Here is a 19,091-nt window from a genome sequence, read left to right as displayed (position 1 = left end):
TTGTTAGTGGTAATGCGAATAGTCTAATAAAATCAGTAAATTCAGCAAATATACAAAATATTACAAACTGTAACATTTTGTTAAATTTTCCCTTTTTTCCTCCGTTATTTTAGTTAGATGGTGCGATTGTTTCGCTTACCAATAAATGAACATATAACGAAGGGTCAATATGAAACAGTACCTACGAGATATCACAGTGCATCGCATGGTGCTTATTGTACTGGTGTTTATCAGTATCATGATCCTTACGCTCTCTGGGGTAGGTTTAAAGGGAGTGACGACAGCAGGGCATGAGCTTGATCTGAGTTATTCAATGCTACAACAAACTCGAACCTTGGCTCAGGTCAATGACCAATTGCTGCGTGCAAGGCTGAGGATGGTGAGGCTGGCAGAGAGTCTTGAGGTAGGTGATCACGTAGCTAGCCAGGAAGAGGTAAGAGGCGTCAAGGAAGCATTGGGACAAGCCAATCATGGTTTTGATGACTTCATGCAGCATGCCGCATCTGTGGATCCCGGACAGATTCAGCAACTCAAGGCTCACTACAACGCCTTGGTGGATGAGGGCTTGGGAAACTCGCTTGAGTTGCTGGAACAGGGAAACCTTGCGCAATATAAGCAACACGAGATGGCCGTTGTTGTGGGGGCTAGCCGTCAGTTTGCCAACACCATTCAACAGATGGATGGACAATTAGAACAACGCTATCTCCAGATGCTGCAGACGGCAAAAAATAACCGCATGCAGGTTATTGTGGTTGTTGCCGTGGTATTGCTGATCTGTGTGATTCTTCTGGTATTGGCTGATCGGTATATTGTGTATTTTGTAAGAACTCCTCTAGATCAGGTAAAAGAGTATTTCCAAAAAATTGCCGATGGGGATTTAACGTTTCATATCGAACCATTCGGTAAAAACTGTCCTGGCCAGATATATCCATACTTGATCGATATGAAAGAGAGTCTTGCAAAAATGGTGCTTCAGGTACGTGCAGGCGTTGAACAGATCAACAGTGGTACTGGTGAAATTGCGGTAGGTAACAATGATTTGTCTCACCGCACTGAGGAACAAGCTAGTTCGCTTGAAGAAACAGTGAGCAGTATGGAGCAGTTGGCAGAAACTGTCTCGAATAATGCCGAGAACGCACGTGCCGCAACAGCGATGGTACAAAATGCCAGCCAGGTTGCCCGGCAAGGAGAAAGCGCTATGGGCGAGGTAGTCCAGATCATGCAGGAAATCAGTAACAAATCTGGGCAGATTGAGGAAATCACTGGCTTGATTGACGGTATTGCATTTCAGACCAACATCCTTGCACTGAATGCTGCGGTTGAGGCTGCTCGCGCAGGTGAGCAGGGTAAAGGATTTGCTGTCGTGGCGAGTGAGGTACGCTCATTAGCCCAGCGCAGTGCAAGTGCTGCTAAGGAAATCAAGACGTTGATCGCATCTTCTGGTGAGGTCATTGAGACTGGAACTCGTAAAGTGACTGCGGCAGGTAACACGATTCTTGGGGTCTCGACTTCTGTAAACCAGATTGCTACCTTGATCGAGGAAATTGCTTCTGCCTCTAGTGAGCAGGCTACTGGGATTGAGCATGTGAAGATTGCCATCACACAAATTGACGATGCAACCCAGCAAAATTCTGCGTTGGTAGAAGAGTCAGCTGCGACAGCTACTGCATTGGATGAGCAGGCAAACAACCTGAAGAAAGCCGTAGAAATATTCAAGGTTGCTTGATAAAGCTAAAGAATGTGCTGATTAAACAGCAGTACTGTTGAAGTGATGTTGGTTAATCAGCACCTTATTCAAGGCTATTGGCATATTGGTATTGCTCCTAATTGATTTATAATCATATTTTGCCCTGGCACTTTTATTGCTGAATTTATTCAATGCATGCCTTGGCATGAGTTGAGTCAATTAATGGAAGTAGGAGTTGGTATGGCAAAAATAGTAGGTATCTCAGGCAGTTTGTCGCAGCCGTCTAGGACAAAATCGCTTGTTGAGGAAGTTACTGCCCGTGCATCACATCAATTACATGCGCCTGCCGAGGTGATTGATATTGCCGAGATTGCACCAGTATTGGGTAGTACAGTGTCTTATGGAAGTTTTCCAGCGGAATTAACGGAGATATATAAGAAAGTACAAGAGGCAGATTTGCTTGTGATTGCAAGCCCTGTATATAAGGCTTCTTATACTGGGTTACTGAAGCATTTTTTTGATTTACTTGACCCAAAAGCATTGGTCGGTAAGGTTGCCATCTTGGCTGCAACTGGTGGTAGTGATCAACATGCCATGGTGGTTGACTATCAACTACGCACGTTGGCAAGTTTTTTCAATGTCTATACCACTCCTACGGCAATCTATGCCAAGGATACCGAATTTAGTCATTATCAATTAACAAGCGATACTATCCGTCAGCGCATAGATGTCGCTGTTGAGCAGGCAGTTTTCTTGTTGAGACAAGAGGTACCGCATACCTTGGTTGCATAAAGACATAGCGCAGGGTTATACAAAAAAGGGAGCTGTTTACGGCTCCCTTTTTGCTTGTTGAGTTTGTACTACATTGATTAGATTAGAAATGCCTTCATTTATTCTGATGGTGGCCGATATAGATAAATACCATCAAGATAATTTGAGGAGGATACTATGGTTGCATCCAGCAACAGCATCACTACTGGCAGCATGACTCCAGTAACTTCGATATCTGCTAATGACACGCTTAATGAGGCGAAAAAAGCTGCAGAATCTAGTCCAGGTGGGCAAAAATCAGTACTCAACGCACAAATTCTGCAAGCTTCACTACAGGTTTCGATCCAGTCAGGAAATGATGGATTGGCCTTGCTTTATCGCTCGGCTGTAGAGCACTTAAATGCTGTGCTACAGCCTGAATTGGGTGCGAATGCAATTGGGAGAGCGATGGGGCAGGATAATAGTGCCGAAGCTACAGCTGGACGTATTCTGTCGATGTCTACAGGTTTTTTTGATGCCTATGCTGCGCGTTACCCGGATAAAGATCCGGAAACAGTAGCGCGTGATTTCGTGGCATTAATCCGTGGTGGTTTCGAGAAGGGGTATGCTGAGGCTAAAGATATCCTGACTGGACTGAATGTATTGGGAGAGGGTAGTGATATTGCTGCGGGTATTGCTAAAACCTATGAGCTGGTGCAAAAAGGTTTTGATGATTTCCTCACAACAAAAATAGCCGCCATCCGTGGAGAGGCTGATCAGTCGAGTACTTCACAAGCGTGAATATTCAAGAAAATAACAAAACCACCTTAGGGTGGTTTTGTTATTTCAGTGCTTAGGCAATCAGATTCAGTTCCTTTAATCTTGCACGTAAGATATTGCGGCTAATCCCCAAGAGCTTGGCGGTATGTACCTGGTTTTTGTTACTGAATTCATAGGCCTTTTCTACCAAAAGTGCATTGACCAGCTCAAATAGGTTGGGTGGGGGTGATTCAAAAAACTGGTTAAGAATGCGTTCTAGCTGGTAGGTCTCCAGTGTGGTCAGTGACGGTATTAAATCACTTGCCTGAGAGGTCGTATTTTCTAACTTGCTGGTTCCATACGCTGTTAACACCGGTTTTAATTCTGGTTTTTCGAGTGGAGCTGTTCCTATCGGTGGCAAACCTAAATCTTTTGGGTATAAGGTTCCAGAGGTTGAAATCAGTAATGCGCGATGAATGACATTTTCGAGCTCTCGAATATTTCCTGGCCAAGGATAGTGCAGTAATTGCTGAATAGTGTCGGGTGCAAGCTTGGGAATATCTGTATGCAAGCGTGACTTGTAGACATTCAGGAAATGCTCTACCAAAGGCAAGATATCGCCCGGGCGCTCGCGCAGAGGAGGCAGGTCAATAGGTACTACCTTGATGCGGTAGTATAAATCTTCACGGAATCGTCCAGCACGTACGGCTTCTTCCAGGTCTACGTTGGTAGCGGCAATCAGGCGTACATCTATTGGCGTGGCCTTGCGTGAACCAAGTCGAACGACTTCACGCTCCTGCAACACTCTTAATAGTTTGACCTGGGTTGACTGGGGCAGATCTCCAATTTCATCAAGAAACAATGTGCCGCCGTTGGCTGATTCAAACCATCCTGTTTTGGCACTGGTTGCGCCGGTGAAGGCACCACGTTCATAGCCGAACAACTCACTCTCTACCAAGGTTTCTGAGAAAGCTCCGCAATTGATCGCCTGGAAAGGGCCATCTCTCCTGTTACTCAGTGCATGGATATGACGGGCAATCAGTTCCTTGCCTGTGCCTGTCTCGCCAATAATCAGAGCGGTGGCGTTGCTGGCGGCAATTTTCTCAATCAGATTCAATAGGGCCTGGGACCTTGGGTCGCTGAAAACCAGTGCGCTTGCGCGCACAGATAGGCTGACAGAGCTGGGGTTGGGGTGCGTGATGACGTGATCAGCACTTTCGAATGCCCGCTCATAATTCCATAGTTCAGCATGCATTGCTTGGGGACTTTCAGTGTAGAAACTTTGCCCAATATACGCATAATCCTTTAGCTGGTCTAAAACTATATTTTCATATCTATATTCTTATTTGAAATAAAGAAGTGGCGCCTCACAGCATGTTGTTGATTCTGACGCAGTTCAGCGGCGAAGCTCACTGTTGATTCTGCAGCAGGTGTTGATTTTGTAGCAGGTTGGATGAGAAGTCATTTTTGCAAGTAAATAATTATCTATATGAAATAAAACAATTATTTTGTTTTTAATGAATGCCCTTCGCTCTTGGCATGTGTTTTGCCAACTTTGTCATCAAGATGCTTGCAACTTTGCCAGCTTTTCATGACGACTATAGAGGTGAGTGATGACCGTAACCGCAATTGAGACAGAAAACGATCTAGAAGCTTTTGCTGCACAGGTCTTGGCTGACGCCAAGATCGCGTTTGCCGCATTTCGCAACACCGGCACCATTACTGCAAACGGGACGGTAGGTTTTGTAGAGCGCGTACCCGGCGAGGAGAAGCTGGTAATCGTGAATGACCCAGGCCCATTTAATTGGGATGGCCGTGAATTGCAGGCTGTTGTAGTAGATTTTGAGGGTAATGTGGTATTAGGCAAGGGCACCGGGGCTGGCTCGACCCGTTATACCAAGCTCTTCAAGGAGCATGCGGATATCACGACGATTTCACATGTGCATTCCCCCTATCTGGGTGCTTGGGCGCAAACCCATCGTACACTGCCGATTCGTTATGTTCCGGTGCAGCGTTATAACCTGATTCGTGAAATTCCTATTTATATAGATCGCCGACAGCAAGAGGTGGATTTCATCCTGGATCAGATCAAGCTCAATCCGCATAACACCGCAATTCTGGAAGCCAATGGAGGCTCTACCGTCTGGGGCAAGCAGGGGTTGCGCAAGACTGCTGAATTTATCCTAATTCTTGAAGAAGGTGCACAAATCCAGACCTTGGCTGACGCGATCGGAGGCTCCCGTGATTACGGCCCTGGCGTATTGGCGCAGCAATGGAAGATGGCCAAGATTTATGACCAGGCCAAGGACTTGAACCTGTTACCAGCTACTGACCTGCGTTAATAGAGGGGTCGGCAATGAGCGAACTAATAAATAGCGTAGACCAGATATGGTTTACCCGTTGCCCGGTGCCGACTGCGACCGGCATTGCTTATAAGCTGGGCTGGCTGGACGAAGAGTTTGCAAAGGATGGCATTACCGTCTCAACTCTGCAGGACGGCCCACGAGAATACAACCGGCATCACTATGACCACCAGTTGCCTACCCTCATCCGTGAGGGGGGCAATTTGCTGGCGATCGCAGCGCGTGCGCAATATGCGCCGACACGCCTGATTGGCCTGACATGGATAGACGAGTGGCAGGCGATCTTGGTGAGGCCTGATTCCGGCATTACCGAGCCGCACCAGCTCAAGGGCAAACGTCTGGCATTGCCCGCTTTTGTTGATCACCCGATCAAGGATCATGTGCGCGGCAGTAGCATCGCGCGCGGCATGAGCCTGCATGGATACAAAGGTGCGCTTGGCATCGCAGGCTTGACGTTGGATGACGTCGAACTCGTCGAGGTTGCCGCAGCTGGGGCAGGTCGTGGAGATGGCAGGCGTAGCCGTGAGGTAGTGGGTAGCTTGTGGGCAGGGTTGGACGAACTGGTTACAGGAAATGTCGATGCGGTCTACGTCAAGGGTGCTTCCGCCGTCGAGGCAGCCAAGCGCTTAGGGCTTGTGGTTGGGATTGACCTCGACAGCTATCCCGACAAGAGTGTGCGGGTGAACAATGGCACGCCGCGACCAATCACTGTGCACGAGGATTTGCTGGAGAACCATTTCGACCTGGTGGTCCGCTTTCTTTACCAGACGCTGCGTGCGGCCGATTGGGCCAAACACAACCTGGAAGGCGTGCGTAGCATTCTGCAGGACGAGACCTTTGCCGGCGCCGAGAGCGTGGCGACGGCATATCGCAACGATTTCCACCTGCATCTTGAGCCGACATTAACACCGGATCGCCTTGAGTTATTTCGTAAGCAGAAGAATTTCATGTGGATTCATGGCTTGCTGGATCGTGATTTCGATTTTGACGCATGGGTGGATCAACGTCCGTTGCAGGAGGCCAGGAGGCAATTAGAGGCCAAGGTCGCTTAAGCGCGGTTCACAAAACTCTCTGGCGTTGCTGCTTTGCCTTGTTGTACTACTTGTAGCGCCTTGCCAGGACCGCTTCCTGAGTTTTGTTAGCCGCTCTATTTAATTGGATGGTCGTGTTGTGAGCAGCAGTAATGAGTTTCAAGACTGTCTCTTTATGGTGTGTTTTACCCGACAACGGGCGAGCGCACTGTTTTTTCATTGAATTTTCATGAGTTTCAAATACCCGGCATTGGATTTTGGAACAGGACTGACATGTTTTGGAGTGATTTAAATGTTGCATAAAAAAATTTATCATCTGGCACTGGCTGCCATGGTGGCATTGCCTGCTTCGGTTGTCTTTGCCGAGGAAACACCCAAAGTCGTGCGGATTGCGGCGGTGGTATACAACATTGCGGGCAAAACCACCTACCTCAACGGCGCCGCAGTGCTGACCGAAGGCGGGCTGGAAGAGACGCTCGCGAAAAAAGGCGTGAAAATCGAATGGGTGCCAGCCTCGCATTCTGCCGTGGGCCCGATCATCAATGAAGGCTTTGCCAGCGGCAAAATTGATTTTGCTTCTTATGGTGATTTGCCTCCCGTGATCCTGAATGCTTCCAGGCCAACCGTACAATTGGTGTCGCCCTGGGGGCGCAGCGGCAACTCTTATCTTGTGGTACCTGCAAAATCCAAGGCCAGCCGCATCGAAGATTTGAAAGGTAAGCGCATTGCCTTGCACCGTGGGCGTCCATGGGAAGTGGCATTTGCTAACCTGATTGAGTCCAAGGGTCTCAGCTTCAAGGACTTCAAGATCGTCAACGTGAACCCCCAAGTTGGCGCTGCTGCGTTGGCGAGTGGTACCGTAGACGGGTTCTTTGGCCTGAACGATGCGCATATCCTGGAACAGCGCAAAGTAGGGCGCATTATCTGGTCCACCAAAAATGCGCCGCCTGATTGGAAGTTGATGGGCGGTTTATGGGCGAGCAACGATTTCGTCAAGAAATACCCCGAGCTTACCCAGACTATTGTGACTGCCTATGTGAAGACCAATTACTGGACTTCGCAGGATGCGAACAAGGACAAGTACATCAAGACATATGCTACCAATGCCTTGCCGGAAGAGGTGGTACGCAAGGATTACGACAATGACATTGTTGCTTGGAAAGATCGTTGGTCTCCTCTCTATGACGATGCATTGAGGACACACTATCAACGGGTGGCAAGCTATGCCCGACAGTCAGGTCTTGTGCGTAACGAAGTCAAGTTGGATCAATTGCTTAACCCCAAGTTTGTTGAGCATGCGCTTAAAGAGCTGAACCTTGAGCATTACTGGCAAAGTCAGCAGATCAAGCAGGCTCAGCTTAGTCCAGCAGTGGGTAAGGGGAAATGATGAAGTTGACTGTATTGCCTGCTTTCTTACTAGCAGGGCTCTTGAGCTATTTTCCTATTGCTCATACCGAAGACCTCAAGGTGGTCCGTATCGCCTCGGTGGCGACTAACGTCGGCGGCAAGACGGTGTATACCGGCAGTGCCTCTCTTGTCGTTAATGGTACTTTCCCCGAGGAGCTGCGCAAGCAAGGCATCAAGGTGGAATGGGTGCCTGCGGCGATGGCGTCTGTCGGCCCAGTCATCAACGAAGGCTTTGCCAGTGGCAAGATTGATTTTGGCATCTACGGCGATTTGCCGCCCATCATTCTTAATGCCAGCAAGCCAACCGTCCAACTGGTGGCGCCTTGGGGTACAACATCCAATTCATATCTCGTGGTTCCCAAGAACTCGACTGCCAAGAACATCAAGGACCTGAAAGGTAAAAAGATCGCCTTGCACCGCGGTCGACCGTGGGAGCTGGCTTTCTCTAACCTGTTGCAGAGCGAGGGCCTGACGTTCAAGGACTTCAAGATCGTCAATGTTAACCCACAGGTCGGTGCTGCTGCCTTGGCGAGCGGCACTGTCGATGGTTTTTTCAGCCTGTTCGACTCCTATATCCTAGAGGACAGGGGCGTGGGCAAAATCATCTGGTCCACCAAGACTGCCCCGGTGGACTGGAAGCTAATGGGGGGGGTATGGGCACGCAATGATTTTGTGAAGCAGAACCCCGAGGTGACCCAGGCTATTGTGACTGCCTACCTGAAAAGTGTGCACTGGGTGGCGCAGGATGAAAACAAGGAAACCTATATCCGGGAATATTCCAACAAGATCTATCCCGAAAGCGTGAACCGCAGAGAATATGAGCAGGACAATGTCATCTGGCGTCAGCGCTGGTCCCCGCTCTACGATGCGGCCTTGCAGGAACATTATCGCAATGCAGTGGCCTATGCACAGGCATCCGGATTGACGCGAACGCAAGCGGACGTCCAGCAGATGCTTAATCCGCGTTTTGTCACTAGGGCATTGAGTGATCTCAAGCTTGAAGGTTTTTGGGTTCCACACTAGGCGCAATCAATCAAATTCAGCTGAGTGATCCAGGTAGTACCTTGCCGGAGAATAGTTGTATGGCAACGTAGGGTCGGCGCCCGGGTGATTCTTATACGGTATAGATGGCAGTGCTGCTTTAGCACTGCTGTTTCATTTTCATCAGTGGAGTCTGTTTTTATAGCAGCACTTTTTCTAGTTTTTTGATGCTATAGCAACAGTTTTATCGCTAACGCCCTTTCTGAATTTTTCCAAGTGAATGAATTTTAATAAGAAGTTAATCTGGGTAAGGGTTTGGCACGGTGATTGCAGATATATAACCAAATTGTATTTTTAATTCTCTTTATATGTTTTTATTAAGAGATGTTGAAAAAAGTTATTTGGAATGATGTGCCGCAGGGCACTTAAAAGCCCAGGCGGCAGAAAGAAGCAAGAATGAGTGCATTGAATACAGTGCTGAGTTTTAAAAGGGAACAGGCACTGCATGCTGAGTTGCAAAGTGCAAACCAGCAATTGGCTCTGAAGCCTATTGCCTTGACGATAGAGCGTGTTGAAAAGGCCTTCCAGCTGTCAGGCGAGCGCTTGCAGGTGCTTTCTGACATTAACCTGGACATTCGCGCGGGCGAGTTTATTTCGATCGTGGGTGCCAGCGGATGCGGCAAATCAACTTTGCTGAAGCTGATTGCCGGCCTGGATACTCAGTATGCGGGCGACATCGTGTACCAGGGCAAGCGCATTCAGGGCACTGATCTTGATCGCGGGATTGTGTTTCAGGAGCACCGCTTGTTCCCCTGGTTGACAGTGGAAGCCAATATCGCACTGGCTTTTTCAGCCACGGATATCACTAAGGCAGAGCGCAAGCGCCGCGTGCAGGCACAGATAGACCTAGTGGGATTGTCGGGTTTTGAGAAAGCCTACCCCCACCAAATTTCCGGCGGAATGTCGCAACGCGTGGCGATTGCCAGGGCGTTGGTATTGCGTCCACAGTTGCTGCTCTTGGACGAGCCATTTGCGGCACTGGATGCTTTGACCCGATTGAAGCTGCAACAGGAACTGCAACGCTTGTGGGAACAGGAGGGCTTGACCACCATCCTAGTGACGCATGATGTGGAGGAGGCTGTGTTTTTGGGTGACCGTATTGTGGTGATGCAATCACATCCAGGCCGCATCAAGCGTATCGTTCCAGTCGATCTGCCACGGCCACGCGTGCGTTCCACGCTGGAATTCCAGCGTATCAAGGATGACGTGCTGACGGATTTCGTCTAGCACGCTGCAACAGAATTTACAAAGGAGGATATACGTGTCTACATCTGCCTTGAGGCCTGCTGGTGGTCTGCTTGAGACTGGTGACATCTTGCCTAAAAGAGATGAGCTGGCAAAACGTGTTGCCGAGGCAGGCAAGCGGTTTGACCAGGCATTTGCCTTACGTCAGAAAGAATTCCAAGATGAGGTGGCCATCCCCGGTGGTGGCAGGAACTACCTTGCCCTGGGCTTGGTGGTGATTGCTGTGCATGTGGTCGGCGCTTATTTTTATATCAATGCAGAACATGCGCCTATTGTGCCCAAGCCCCGGCCGGTGGAAATCGAGATTATCAAGCCGGTGATTGAACCACCACCCGAAGTGAAACCACCGCCGCCGCCACCTCCACCGCCCAAGAAAGTGGTGAAGCAGCCGCCACCGCAGCCAAAGCCGCAACCGGCATTGAAAACACCGCAAGCCGAGCCTGACATCAAGCCGGATGACATTGTGGTGCAGGAAAACACGACCGCTGCAAAAACCACAGCCCCAGTAGAGGCGGCGCCACCAGCACCGCCGCCACCGCCTGAGCCAGTGAAAGAGGAGCCGGTGACAGAGGCAATGGGATATGCAGGTTACTTGAATAACCCGGCACCAAAATATCCGTCATTTGCGCAACGGCAAGGTTGGCAAGGCACCGTGGTACTGCGGGTACGTGTGTTGGCCAATGGTCGTGTGCAAAGTGCTGAAGTCAAGAAGTCCAGTGGCCGCAAAACATTGGATGATGCAGCACTAGAGGCTGTAAAAGGCTGGGAGTTTGCGCCATCCAAGCGCGGAAATACCCCGATTGATGGCTGGGCTACGGTGCCTATTGAATTCAAATTGGCTTCATAAAGCCTTATTTACGTAAACAATTGAAGGAACATAAAGATGTTTGATATTGCAGAATCCAATTCATTGATCGTTGATACTGTGCTGTATGCACTCATCGCTTTTTCCGTGGTGACCTGGACATTGCTGTTGGTAAAAGGCTACCAACATTGGCGTGCAGCCAGCCAGAGCAAGCGTTACAAGCAGGCATTCTGGAGCGCACCTAATATCATTGCCGCTTCTGAGATTCATGATGTTGACGGTCCGGCTGCACGTGTTGCCCAGGCCGGTTTTAATACCTTGCGTGATGTAGACGGCCATGCTTCCCATGATCTTGAGCACACGGGCGATCGTCAGGATTTACTGGAGCGCTCCCTGCGTCAGCAAATCCTCAAGGAACGTCGTAGCCTGGACAGCGGTCTTGCCGTGTTGGCCAGTATTGGTAGTACGTCACCGTTTGTTGGTCTGTTCGGTACGGTATGGGGCATCATGAATGCGTTGACCAATATCGGCGCATTGGGCTCTGCCAGCCTGGAAGTTGTTGCTGGCCCTATCGGTGAAGCACTGGTGGCTACAGGCCTCGGTATTGCGGTTGCGGTGCCAGCCGTATTGGCATTCAACTTTTTCACCCGTCGTCTCAAGTTGATCAACGGCGACCTTGATGATTTTGCTGCCGACCTGATCCGCTTGTCCCGCAAGGCAAACTTTGCTGGCAGCAAGCCTGTTGAGCTTGGTGCAGTCAAGCATGAAGCTACATCGTCTTCCGTGGTTAACCTGAAAAATGAGGCGGTTGCATAATGGCTTTCTCGACCAGTAGTGAATCTGATGAAGTATTAAGTGAAATCAACATTACACCTTTGGTTGACGTGATGTTGGTGCTCCTGGTGGCCTTCATTGTCACCATTCCAGTACTCAACAATGCCATTACGGTGAACTTGCCCAAAACGGCTGCAACGCAACCACCAGAACCAAAGAAACCGGTGACGGTAAGCGTGGATGCGCAAGGCAAGGTATTTGTAGACAAGCAAGAAGTGCCTGTAGCGCAACTTGAGTCTGAGTTAAAGGCGCGCCAGGCAGCGAATCCTGATCTGGCACTGCACTTGAGTTCAGACGAGGCTGTTAATTACGGCGTGGTTGCCAAAGTGATGGCTGCGATTGAACGCGCTGGCATTACCAAGCTGGCTGTGCTGACCCAGGCAGAATAAATCTCTGATATTGTCTAGCAGGAAAGAGTTGAGTTTATGAGCATAGGTATCAGGGTTGCACTTGGCATTAATCAGGCCGACCCCGTGTTTCGCCGTCGCAGCAGGTTGCGCTTGGCAGCGTTTATTTCCCCTATAGCATTTCTTTTGCTATGGGCATGGGTCACCAAGCTGGAGATTTTTTCTCCGCAATTGCTGGTGTCACCGTGGGAGGTGCTCGCCAGCCTGCATGAGCTGCTGGATTCGGGCGAGTTGTGGGCGCATTTGTCAGTCAGTTTATCTCGCTTAGGTGTTGGCTTCTTAATTGGCGCGAGCTCTGGCTTGTTGTTCGGTATCCTCATGGCATTGTCGCGCACGGTAGAGGACTTTTTCTCGCCGCTGTTCCAGGCATTACGCCAGGTACCGACCATCGCCTTGATCCCGATCTTCATCCTGCTTTTCGGTATTGAGGAGGTATTCAAGATCGCCATCGTGGTCAAGGCTGCCTTTTTTACCGTAGCGCTGGCTTCATACGAGGCTACCAAGGGCATACCCAGGCATTATTTCGAGGTGGCACAGGCCTACCAGTTGCCCAACCGTACCTTGTATACCAAGATGGTGATCCCCGCGATCCTGCCACCCATACTGACTGGCTTTCGTATCGCGTTTGCACGCTCATGGACCATTCTGGTGGCAGCGGAGTTGCTTGCCGCTGACAGCGGGCTTGGTCATATGATGCAGATGGGGCGCGAGATTTTCCGCATTGATATCGTAATGGTCGGCGTGGTGCTGACCGGGCTCATCGGTTTCGGCATCGACCGCCTGTTCAAGTGGGGTGAGGCTAATTTGATTCCCTGGCGCAAGGTGGAGGCAAAATGACAACGCAAAATTTATCCCGATACCGTATTTTGCAAAGTGGACGTGGTTGGCTGATCCCAGTGGCATTATTGCTGGTGTGGGAGGTCATGTCTCGGCAGAGCGCGGAAAATGCTTATGCATTTGCCTCTATCTCTCAGATTTACCACGGCTTGCTGGAAATCATCTCGACAGGTGAGTTGCAGCAAGGTGTCGCTGCCAGCCTACAGCGTGCTTTCCTTGGGCTACTGATTGGCGGCTCAATCGGCTTTGGGGTTGGTGCGGTGATGGCGTTATGGCGCGTGGCGGATGTGTTGATCGGGCCGCTTTACCATATGCTGCGCCAGGTGCCTTTGATGGGTCTGGTGCCCTTGTTCAGCCTCTGGTTGGGTAATGGCGATCCATCCAAGCTGCTGGTGGTGTGCCTGTCGGCATTTTATCCCATGGTGCTGGCGACTTATGAAAGCTTGCATCAGGTGGAAGGCAAGTACAAGGAGGTCGGGGATGTCTATAAGCTTGGTCGTCGCAAGACCTTCTTCAAGATACTCCTGCCCGCAGCATTGCCCAGCATTTTTACCGGTATTTCATTTGCGTTGGCGTTTGCCTGGCTAGCGACTATTGGTAGTGAGATCCTGTTCAGCGCCGGTGCTGGCCTGGGTAACATCATGATGAATGCGCAGGCGGCGTCACGCATGGATATTCTTATCATCCTTACCGCCTTGATTGGTGTGTTGGGCTACCTGATGAACCTGGTTATCCAGCGCGCTGGCCGCTACTTGTTCCGCTGGCGTAACCTGCGCTAGTCTATCCCTCAAATTGTTATAGCGTGTTTCTTAGCCATGCCTGATTCCCCAGGCATGGCGCATAACCCTGCCGTATGAAAGCCCGGTTTGTGAATCTCCATTCCTATCCCTTGTTGCGATGTTTGTGGCTGTATCGGCGTACGCCCGTACGTTTCTGGATTTCCGCAGCCTTGTTTGCCCTTGCCAACTTCATGCTGGCCTGGCAGCAAGGCATGATTGCGCGTGCAGTGCATGATGTGGAGCAGGGCGTGGCGGTCGTCACCGATGCGGCAGGTAACCTAGATGCCAGCGTTGCCTGGCATTGGCTGTTGGTCATTGTGGGCATTGCCGCAGGCCGGGCGTTACTCATGTACTTTGTCGGTTGGCTATCATTGGTAATTCAGCAAGACCTGCTGGGATATTTGCGCGAGATGATCCTGGTGCAGGTGCAGCGCCTAGATCTGGCCTACCACTGGCTGCACGGCGCGGGCGAGATCGTGACGCGCACTACGCGCGATGCCGATAAGTTGCGCGATGCCTTGATCAGCTTCTGGCGGCAGGTTGTCGATACTTCGTTTATCGTCATCGCCGCGGTCAGCTTTCTGTTCTGGTATCACCCTCTGCTGGGTATCGGCCCCTTGTTATTGACGACCCTAGGCTTTTATATCCTGTTTCGCCAGACCGATCACTTGGTACAGCTCGACCGTGCCGTAGGGCAGGCGTTCGACAGCGTCAACCAGGACCTGACGGAAGGGGTAAGCGGCGTGCGCGTGATCAAGGCGTTTAGCCTTGAGTCCACCCGCGTGGCACAGTTCGAGCGCCATGTCCGTTTCTTCGTCAGCCAGGCCCTGGAGGCATTGCGCTATTCGGCAAGCAGGATCCCCATTCCCCAGTTCGTCGTGGGGCTCGGGCAAGTCTGGGTGCTCGGCGTAGGCGCATACCTGGTCTATACCGGACATTTAAATTACGGAGAGCTGGTGGCCTCTCTATTGATGTCTACTACGCTGGTGTTCAGGGTGGAAGGCGTGGGACGGGTGATGCAAGTGTTTGCCGATGCACGTTCATCGGCGGCGCGCATATGGGAACTGTTGGATGCTTTGCCCGAGATTGAAGGTGGAACGCGGGATATTCCTCAGGGCAAGGCGCTTGGCATCCGGCTGCAGCATGTGGCTGTCGAGCCTCCAGGCGGAGGCAACCCGGTGCTAGATCAATGCAGTTTTGAACTCAAGCCCGGCGAAGTTGTAGCGCTGGTCGGGGCGACAGGCTCTGGCAAAAGCACCCTGGCAAGCTTGCTACCTAGGCTTGCCGATGCCAAAACCGGCAACCTCGAGTTGAGGTGGGATGATGAATGGCACGATGTTCGCGATTTCACCTTGGACGCCTTGAGGCGCGCGATCCATGTCGTGCCGCAGGAAGGATTCTTGTTTTCAGACAGCCTGGCCAACAATTTGCGCCTCGCGGACCAAGAGGCAACGGATGAGGAGCTGTTGTGGGCTTTACGCATGGCATCGGCAGAAGAAGTGCTGGCACGATTGGAATCTGGCCTGGAGACACGCATCGGTGATAGAGGCATTACGCTCTCGGGTGGGCAGCGGCAGCGGATATGCCTTGCACGCGCCTTGATAGGAAAGCCCTCGATCCTGGTGCTGGATGATGCCACCAGTGCGCTGGATGCCGTGACTGAGCGCACGGTGTTGAATAATATTCGCCGCCTGCCTGAGGACAAGGGCCAGGCGGTGTCGGTACTGATGATTGCCAGCAAACTCTCCACCATCCTGTTGGCAGATCGCGTACTGGTGCTTTCGGGCGGCAGGATCATTGCGGAAGGGACGCACGCAAATTTGGTTGCAGAAAGCGTGGAGTACAGGGAGTTGATGGGAGTGGGAGATACTCATGAGTAAAACATCAGGTCCGCGGGTCATGTCTGACATTGAGCTGGAGGAAATGCTGGCGCAGCAGAAATTGCAGCGGGGTATGTTCTGGCGTCTATTACCCTTGCTACGTCCAGTGAAACATTTTGTCATTGGCGCTATCCTGGCTGAAATAGTGCTGGTCGCGCTCGTATTTTTGCGGCCCTACATGATCGAGCAGGTGATCGACCATGCCTTGGTGAAAGGCCTGACGGGAGGTTATAGCCTCAATACTCACATCATCGTGTGGGCCTTGGTCGGCATGACCATTTCCTGGGCCGGGCGTTTTGGTCTGGCAGGCGTTTCCCAATATCTTTCCGGCTCGGCGGCGATCCGGGTGTTGAACAGCTTGCGCGTGAGTGTGTTCAATCATGTGCAGCACTTGAGTGTTGGGTATTTTGACCGCACCAAGTCTGGCCGCATCGTCTCGCGCATAGATCGCGATGTCGACAGCCTAGAGCCGTTGATGATACAAGGGCCGCCCGAGCTGCTGTCGGCCTTGCTGCGCAGCGTAGTGGCTGGGATATTGCTCTGGCTGACCTCGCCGATATTGTTCCTCAGTCTTGCATCCGTGATTCCCTTGTTATTCGGGGCGACATGGCTGTTCAAATATCTGGCGCAGAGAAATTACGCTCGGGTGGCGGAAAACCGCGCTCGCTTCACTGCGCACCTGGTCGAGACGGTGGCCGGCGTGCGCCTGATCAAGCAGGCAGTACAGGAGGAAAACAACCGTGCCAGCTACCGCGTACTGATCCAGGACTTTATCAACGCCTTGATCCGCAATACCCTGATGTCGGGCTGGTTCTCGCATTTCACCGGCGTGTTGACGACCCTGGGCATGATGCTGCTCATCGTCTTCGGTAGCCGCGAAGTCGCCTTGGGACATATCAGTTTTGGGCAGATGGCCGCGAGCATGTTCTATGTCTTCATGTTCCTTGGGCCGTTGCAGGAGCTGGGCGACCTGTTCGAGCGTTACATCAACGGTGTGGCCTCTGCCCAACGCATCTTCCTACTGCTGGATACCCAGCCGGAGATACGTGATGCCGAGCATCCAATACCGTTAAGACAGGTGAAGGGCGATGTTGAATTCCGCGACGTGGTGTTTTCCTATCATCCGGACGGCGAAAACCCGGTCATCCGCAACCTGAATCTCAAGGTGGGGGCTGGCGAGGTGCTGGCGATTGTCGGGCCTACGGGACATGGCAAGAGTACGCTGGTGCAATTGCTGACACGCTTCTACGAGGTGCAGGGCGGCGCGGTGTTGGTCGACGGCAAGGATGTAAAGTCTGTGGCGCAGCATGAATTGCGCCATCATGTGGGCGTGGTACTGCAGGACAACGTCTTGTTCAGCGGCACGATTATCGACAACTTGCGGCTGGCAAGGCCGCACGCCAGCAATCAGGAGCTGATCGACGCGGCCGAGGCACTGGGCGTACACGACATCATTAGCCGCTTGCCGCATGGCTACCAGACGGAGGTGGGCGCCTTGGGTAGCCATCTGAGCCATGGGCAGCGGCAACTGGTCTGCCTGGTGCGGGCTTACCTGGCAGACCCGGCCATCCTGATTCTCGACGAGGCTACGTCCGCTGTGGATATCCAGACCGAGCGCAAGATACAACATGCTTTGCGGCGCTTATGCGAGGGACGGACTGCAGTCATCATCGCCCATAGGCTTGCTACCATCCGTGATGCCGACCGCATTGCCGTGATCCGCGACGGCCAGGTGGTGGAGCAGGGCGCGCATGACGTATTGATGCGCCAGGGCGGACATTATGCCGCGTTGTATCATGCTTATGAGGCCGGGCAGGAGTTTTAAAGCTGCAACAATTGAAGGCCAGGTTTGTTGAGCTGTTTCAGCAGCAGTTTGTAAGTATCAATATCGAAGATGAACGCCGTCTTGGTATGGCGCATCATCTCCAGGCTGTCGTGGTCGTCCGCCGTGCCAAGGTAGCACCAGTGCTCAAACACATGTACTGCGGATTTTCCATTCTTGGCATTGCTTTCGCGGATGCCGATCTTGCCGGGGTAGGGCCAAGATTTCAATTGGTGGCTGATCAGCGCCTGCTTCAGGCGCAGGTAGTGCAATTCTGGAGACTCCTGGTGACAGCATACGCCTTTGCAACGCTTGAGCTGATATGAAAAGCAAGGACCATTTCCGCTTTCCAGCCCCAAATATTGCGGACATAGTGCGTGGGCCTGGGCAAGCTGGCGTAATGTGGCAGTGGCCTGGCGCTTGGTACGATAAGTGCCGTAGAGTGTGCCCAGCAACTCTTGTGTCATGTCATCTTGGGTGACTAGGGTCAGCAGGGGGCGTTGGTCGGCAGAAGGTAACAAATGCCAGGAGCAAAGCTGCTGCTCGCGTCGCAACTGCTGGTTATGTATCGGCTGGCGTTCCTTGATCAGCCTGGCTTCCAGCAACAATGCCCCAAACTCCCCGGCAGTCTCTATCCATTCAATATGCTTGATTTCCTGGGCAATCCGCATGCCACGGGCGCGCGAATGATCGCTGTTGAAATGCGATAGCACCCGGCTGCGCAGGTTGATGCTCTTGCCTACATAGAGAGGCAGGGCATTTTCGCCATAAAAGAGATAGACGCCAGGTGTTTCTGGTATGTCTTCTATCAATTGTGGGTCAATGCCGACTGGTAGAGATTGGCTTTTGAGCAATTCTTCAGCTGTGGCTTTTAATGTTGCCAGTCCATGCTCGGCTTCTGCAATGTGCAGGAATTCTGTCATCACCTCCACATCGCCCATGGCGCGATGTCTGGCTACACAGACGATGCCGTGGCGCGCAATGATGGCATCCAGGCCATGGCTTTTATATTCAGGATAAAGCCGGCGAGAGAGTTTCACTGTGCACAATACATTAAGCTGTAGGGTTGACCCTAGCCGCTTGTATTCATTCTTGAGAAAACCATAATCAAAGCGCACGTTGTGGGCGCATAGCACTGCGCCCTGCAGCTGGCTCAGCAACTCATGTGCGATATCCTTGAACAAGGGTGCATCTTTTACCATGGCATTGCTGATGCCGGTGATTTTCTCAATAAAGGGGATAATCTGCTTTTCAGGATTGACCAGGGTTTGCCAGCGCCTCACCTCAACCCCATCTTCATACCGGATCAACCCAATTTCTGTGATTCGGTCTGTGGTAGGCGTTGCACCAGTGGTTTCAAGGTCTAGCAGTACGTAAGCAGGTAACATAAAGGGAGAAATATAATTTTATTATATTCAATAGGATGTAAAAGTTTTCTCTTGTT

16 protein-coding genes and 2 pseudogenes are annotated in these 19,091 nt (G+C 51.5%); 16 read left to right on the top strand and 2 right to left on the bottom strand.

What is annotated here, in order from left to right; translation table 11 throughout:
• Positions 1 to 169 precede the first annotated feature (169 nt).
• The 4 genes and pseudogenes from LG202_RS05160 to LG202_RS05145 all read left to right on the top strand — a co-directional run.
• Positions 170 to 667 (top strand): annotated as a pseudogene (locus tag LG202_RS05160) (Tar ligand binding domain-containing protein); the annotation flags it as partial.
• A 294-nt stretch (positions 668 to 961) separates the two neighbouring features.
• Positions 962 to 1,726: pseudogene (locus LG202_RS05155) on the top strand (methyl-accepting chemotaxis protein); the annotation flags it as partial.
• 201 nt (positions 1,727 to 1,927) lie between these two features.
• The gene (locus tag LG202_RS05150; RefSeq protein ID WP_230347332.1) at positions 1,928 to 2,479 is read left to right on the top strand and encodes an NADPH-dependent FMN reductase; all 552 of its coding nucleotides are present in this window, start codon (positions 1,928 to 1,930) and stop codon (positions 2,477 to 2,479) included.
• 156 nt (positions 2,480 to 2,635) lie between these two features.
• The gene (locus tag LG202_RS05145; protein WP_230347331.1) at positions 2,636 to 3,238 is read left to right on the top strand and encodes a DUF5610 domain-containing protein; all 603 of its coding nucleotides are present in this window, start codon (positions 2,636 to 2,638) and stop codon (positions 3,236 to 3,238) included.
• Positions 3,239 to 3,290: 52 nt separating this feature from the next.
• Here the strand turns inward: LG202_RS05145 and LG202_RS05140 are convergent, their stop codons facing one another.
• The gene (locus LG202_RS05140; protein ID WP_230347330.1) at positions 3,291 to 4,451 is read right to left on the bottom strand and encodes a sigma-54 interaction domain-containing protein; all 1,161 of its coding nucleotides are present in this window, start codon (positions 4,449 to 4,451) and stop codon (positions 3,291 to 3,293) included.
• A 358-nt stretch (positions 4,452 to 4,809) separates the two neighbouring features.
• Here LG202_RS05140 and LG202_RS05135 point away from each other — a divergent pair, with 358 nt between their 5' ends.
• The 12 genes from LG202_RS05135 to LG202_RS05080 all read left to right on the top strand — a co-directional run bounded on the left by LG202_RS05135 (position 4,810) and on the right by LG202_RS05080 (position 17,650).
• Complete coding sequence (locus tag LG202_RS05135; RefSeq protein ID WP_230347329.1) at positions 4,810 to 5,538, top strand: class II aldolase/adducin family protein; 729 nt, start codon at positions 4,810 to 4,812, stop codon at positions 5,536 to 5,538.
• A gap of 14 nt (positions 5,539 to 5,552) precedes the next feature.
• Positions 5,553 to 6,611: an ABC transporter substrate-binding protein gene (locus LG202_RS05130; RefSeq protein ID WP_230347328.1), complete on the top strand. Its 1,059-nt coding sequence runs from the start codon at positions 5,553 to 5,555 to the stop codon at positions 6,609 to 6,611.
• 271 nt (positions 6,612 to 6,882) lie between these two features.
• Positions 6,883 to 7,977 (top strand): ABC transporter substrate-binding protein, encoded by a 1,095-nt coding sequence (locus LG202_RS05125; protein ID WP_230347327.1) that lies wholly within the window; start codon positions 6,883 to 6,885, stop codon positions 7,975 to 7,977.
• Positions 7,974 to 9,020 (top strand): ABC transporter substrate-binding protein, encoded by a 1,047-nt coding sequence (locus LG202_RS05120; protein WP_230347326.1) that lies wholly within the window; start codon positions 7,974 to 7,976, stop codon positions 9,018 to 9,020. The genes LG202_RS05125 and LG202_RS05120 overlap by 4 nt, the downstream gene beginning before the upstream one ends.
• Before the next feature lie 414 nt (positions 9,021 to 9,434).
• Positions 9,435 to 10,265 carry an ABC transporter ATP-binding protein gene (locus LG202_RS05115; protein WP_230347325.1) on the top strand — a complete coding sequence of 277 codons (831 nt, stop codon included), beginning with the start codon at positions 9,435 to 9,437 and terminating at the stop codon, positions 10,263 to 10,265.
• 34 nt (positions 10,266 to 10,299) lie between these two features.
• The gene (locus tag LG202_RS05110) at positions 10,300 to 11,130 is read left to right on the top strand and encodes an energy transducer TonB (RefSeq protein ID WP_230347324.1); all 831 of its coding nucleotides are present in this window, start codon (positions 10,300 to 10,302) and stop codon (positions 11,128 to 11,130) included.
• Between the two features lie 36 nt (positions 11,131 to 11,166).
• On the top strand, positions 11,167 to 11,904 hold the full coding sequence (locus tag LG202_RS05105; protein WP_230347323.1) for a MotA/TolQ/ExbB proton channel family protein: 738 nt from the start codon (positions 11,167 to 11,169) through the stop codon (positions 11,902 to 11,904).
• The gene (locus tag LG202_RS05100) at positions 11,904 to 12,311 is read left to right on the top strand and encodes an ExbD/TolR family protein (protein WP_230347322.1); all 408 of its coding nucleotides are present in this window, start codon (positions 11,904 to 11,906) and stop codon (positions 12,309 to 12,311) included. The genes LG202_RS05105 and LG202_RS05100 overlap by 1 nt, the downstream gene beginning before the upstream one ends.
• Positions 12,312 to 12,347: 36 nt before the next feature.
• Positions 12,348 to 13,166, top strand: coding sequence for an ABC transporter permease (locus LG202_RS05095; RefSeq protein WP_230347321.1), 819 nt, complete (start codon positions 12,348 to 12,350; stop codon positions 13,164 to 13,166).
• Positions 13,163 to 13,945, top strand: a complete 783-nt coding sequence (locus tag LG202_RS05090; RefSeq protein WP_230347320.1) for an ABC transporter permease — start codon at positions 13,163 to 13,165, stop codon at positions 13,943 to 13,945. The genes LG202_RS05095 and LG202_RS05090 overlap by 4 nt, the downstream gene beginning before the upstream one ends.
• Before the next feature lie 89 nt (positions 13,946 to 14,034).
• A complete protein-coding gene (locus tag LG202_RS05085) occupies positions 14,035 to 15,825 on the top strand; it encodes an ABC transporter ATP-binding protein (protein WP_230347319.1) in 1,791 nt (596 codons plus the stop codon).
• Positions 15,818 to 17,650 carry an ABC transporter ATP-binding protein gene (locus tag LG202_RS05080; RefSeq protein ID WP_230347318.1) on the top strand — a complete coding sequence of 611 codons (1,833 nt, stop codon included), beginning with the start codon at positions 15,818 to 15,820 and terminating at the stop codon, positions 17,648 to 17,650. The genes LG202_RS05085 and LG202_RS05080 overlap by 8 nt, the downstream gene beginning before the upstream one ends.
• On the opposite strand, the gene LG202_RS05075 is transcribed toward LG202_RS05080, so the two are convergent.
• Entirely contained in the window at positions 17,647 to 19,035 is a 1,389-nt protein-coding gene (locus tag LG202_RS05075; RefSeq protein ID WP_230347317.1) for an exonuclease domain-containing protein, read from the bottom strand. The genes LG202_RS05080 and LG202_RS05075 overlap by 4 nt on opposite strands.
• Positions 19,036 to 19,091 lie beyond the last annotated feature (56 nt).

This window comes from Methylobacillus methanolivorans (assembly GCF_054588515.1).
This window is presented reverse-complemented; position numbering and strand designations above follow the sequence as displayed.

What these genes read in the sequence shown, in the direction of transcription:
- LG202_RS05100 (WP_230347322.1), top strand. Translation starts at nt 11,904, where the DNA reads ATGGCTTTCTCGACCAGTAGTGAATCTGATGAAGTATTAAGTGAAATC.
- LG202_RS05075 (WP_230347317.1), bottom strand. Translation starts at nt 19,035, where the DNA reads ATGTTACCTGCTTACGTACTGCTAGACCTTGAAACCACTGGTGCAACG.
- LG202_RS05140 (WP_230347330.1), bottom strand. Translation starts at nt 4,451, where the DNA reads ATGCATGCTGAACTATGGAATTATGAGCGGGCATTCGAAAGTGCTGAT.
- LG202_RS05150 (WP_230347332.1), top strand. Translation starts at nt 1,928, where the DNA reads ATGGCAAAAATAGTAGGTATCTCAGGCAGTTTGTCGCAGCCGTCTAGG.
- LG202_RS05105 (WP_230347323.1), top strand. Translation starts at nt 11,167, where the DNA reads ATGTTTGATATTGCAGAATCCAATTCATTGATCGTTGATACTGTGCTG.
- LG202_RS05115 (WP_230347325.1), top strand. Translation starts at nt 9,435, where the DNA reads ATGAGTGCATTGAATACAGTGCTGAGTTTTAAAAGGGAACAGGCACTG.
- LG202_RS05145 (WP_230347331.1), top strand. Translation starts at nt 2,636, where the DNA reads ATGGTTGCATCCAGCAACAGCATCACTACTGGCAGCATGACTCCAGTA.
- LG202_RS05125 (WP_230347327.1), top strand. Translation starts at nt 6,883, where the DNA reads ATGTTGCATAAAAAAATTTATCATCTGGCACTGGCTGCCATGGTGGCA.
- LG202_RS05120 (WP_230347326.1), top strand. Translation starts at nt 7,974, where the DNA reads ATGATGAAGTTGACTGTATTGCCTGCTTTCTTACTAGCAGGGCTCTTG.
- LG202_RS05095 (WP_230347321.1), top strand. Translation starts at nt 12,348, where the DNA reads ATGAGCATAGGTATCAGGGTTGCACTTGGCATTAATCAGGCCGACCCC.
- LG202_RS05130 (WP_230347328.1), top strand. Translation starts at nt 5,553, where the DNA reads ATGAGCGAACTAATAAATAGCGTAGACCAGATATGGTTTACCCGTTGC.
- LG202_RS05080 (WP_230347318.1), top strand. Translation starts at nt 15,818, where the DNA reads ATGAGTAAAACATCAGGTCCGCGGGTCATGTCTGACATTGAGCTGGAG.
- LG202_RS05090 (WP_230347320.1), top strand. Translation starts at nt 13,163, where the DNA reads ATGACAACGCAAAATTTATCCCGATACCGTATTTTGCAAAGTGGACGT.
- LG202_RS05135 (WP_230347329.1), top strand. Translation starts at nt 4,810, where the DNA reads ATGACCGTAACCGCAATTGAGACAGAAAACGATCTAGAAGCTTTTGCT.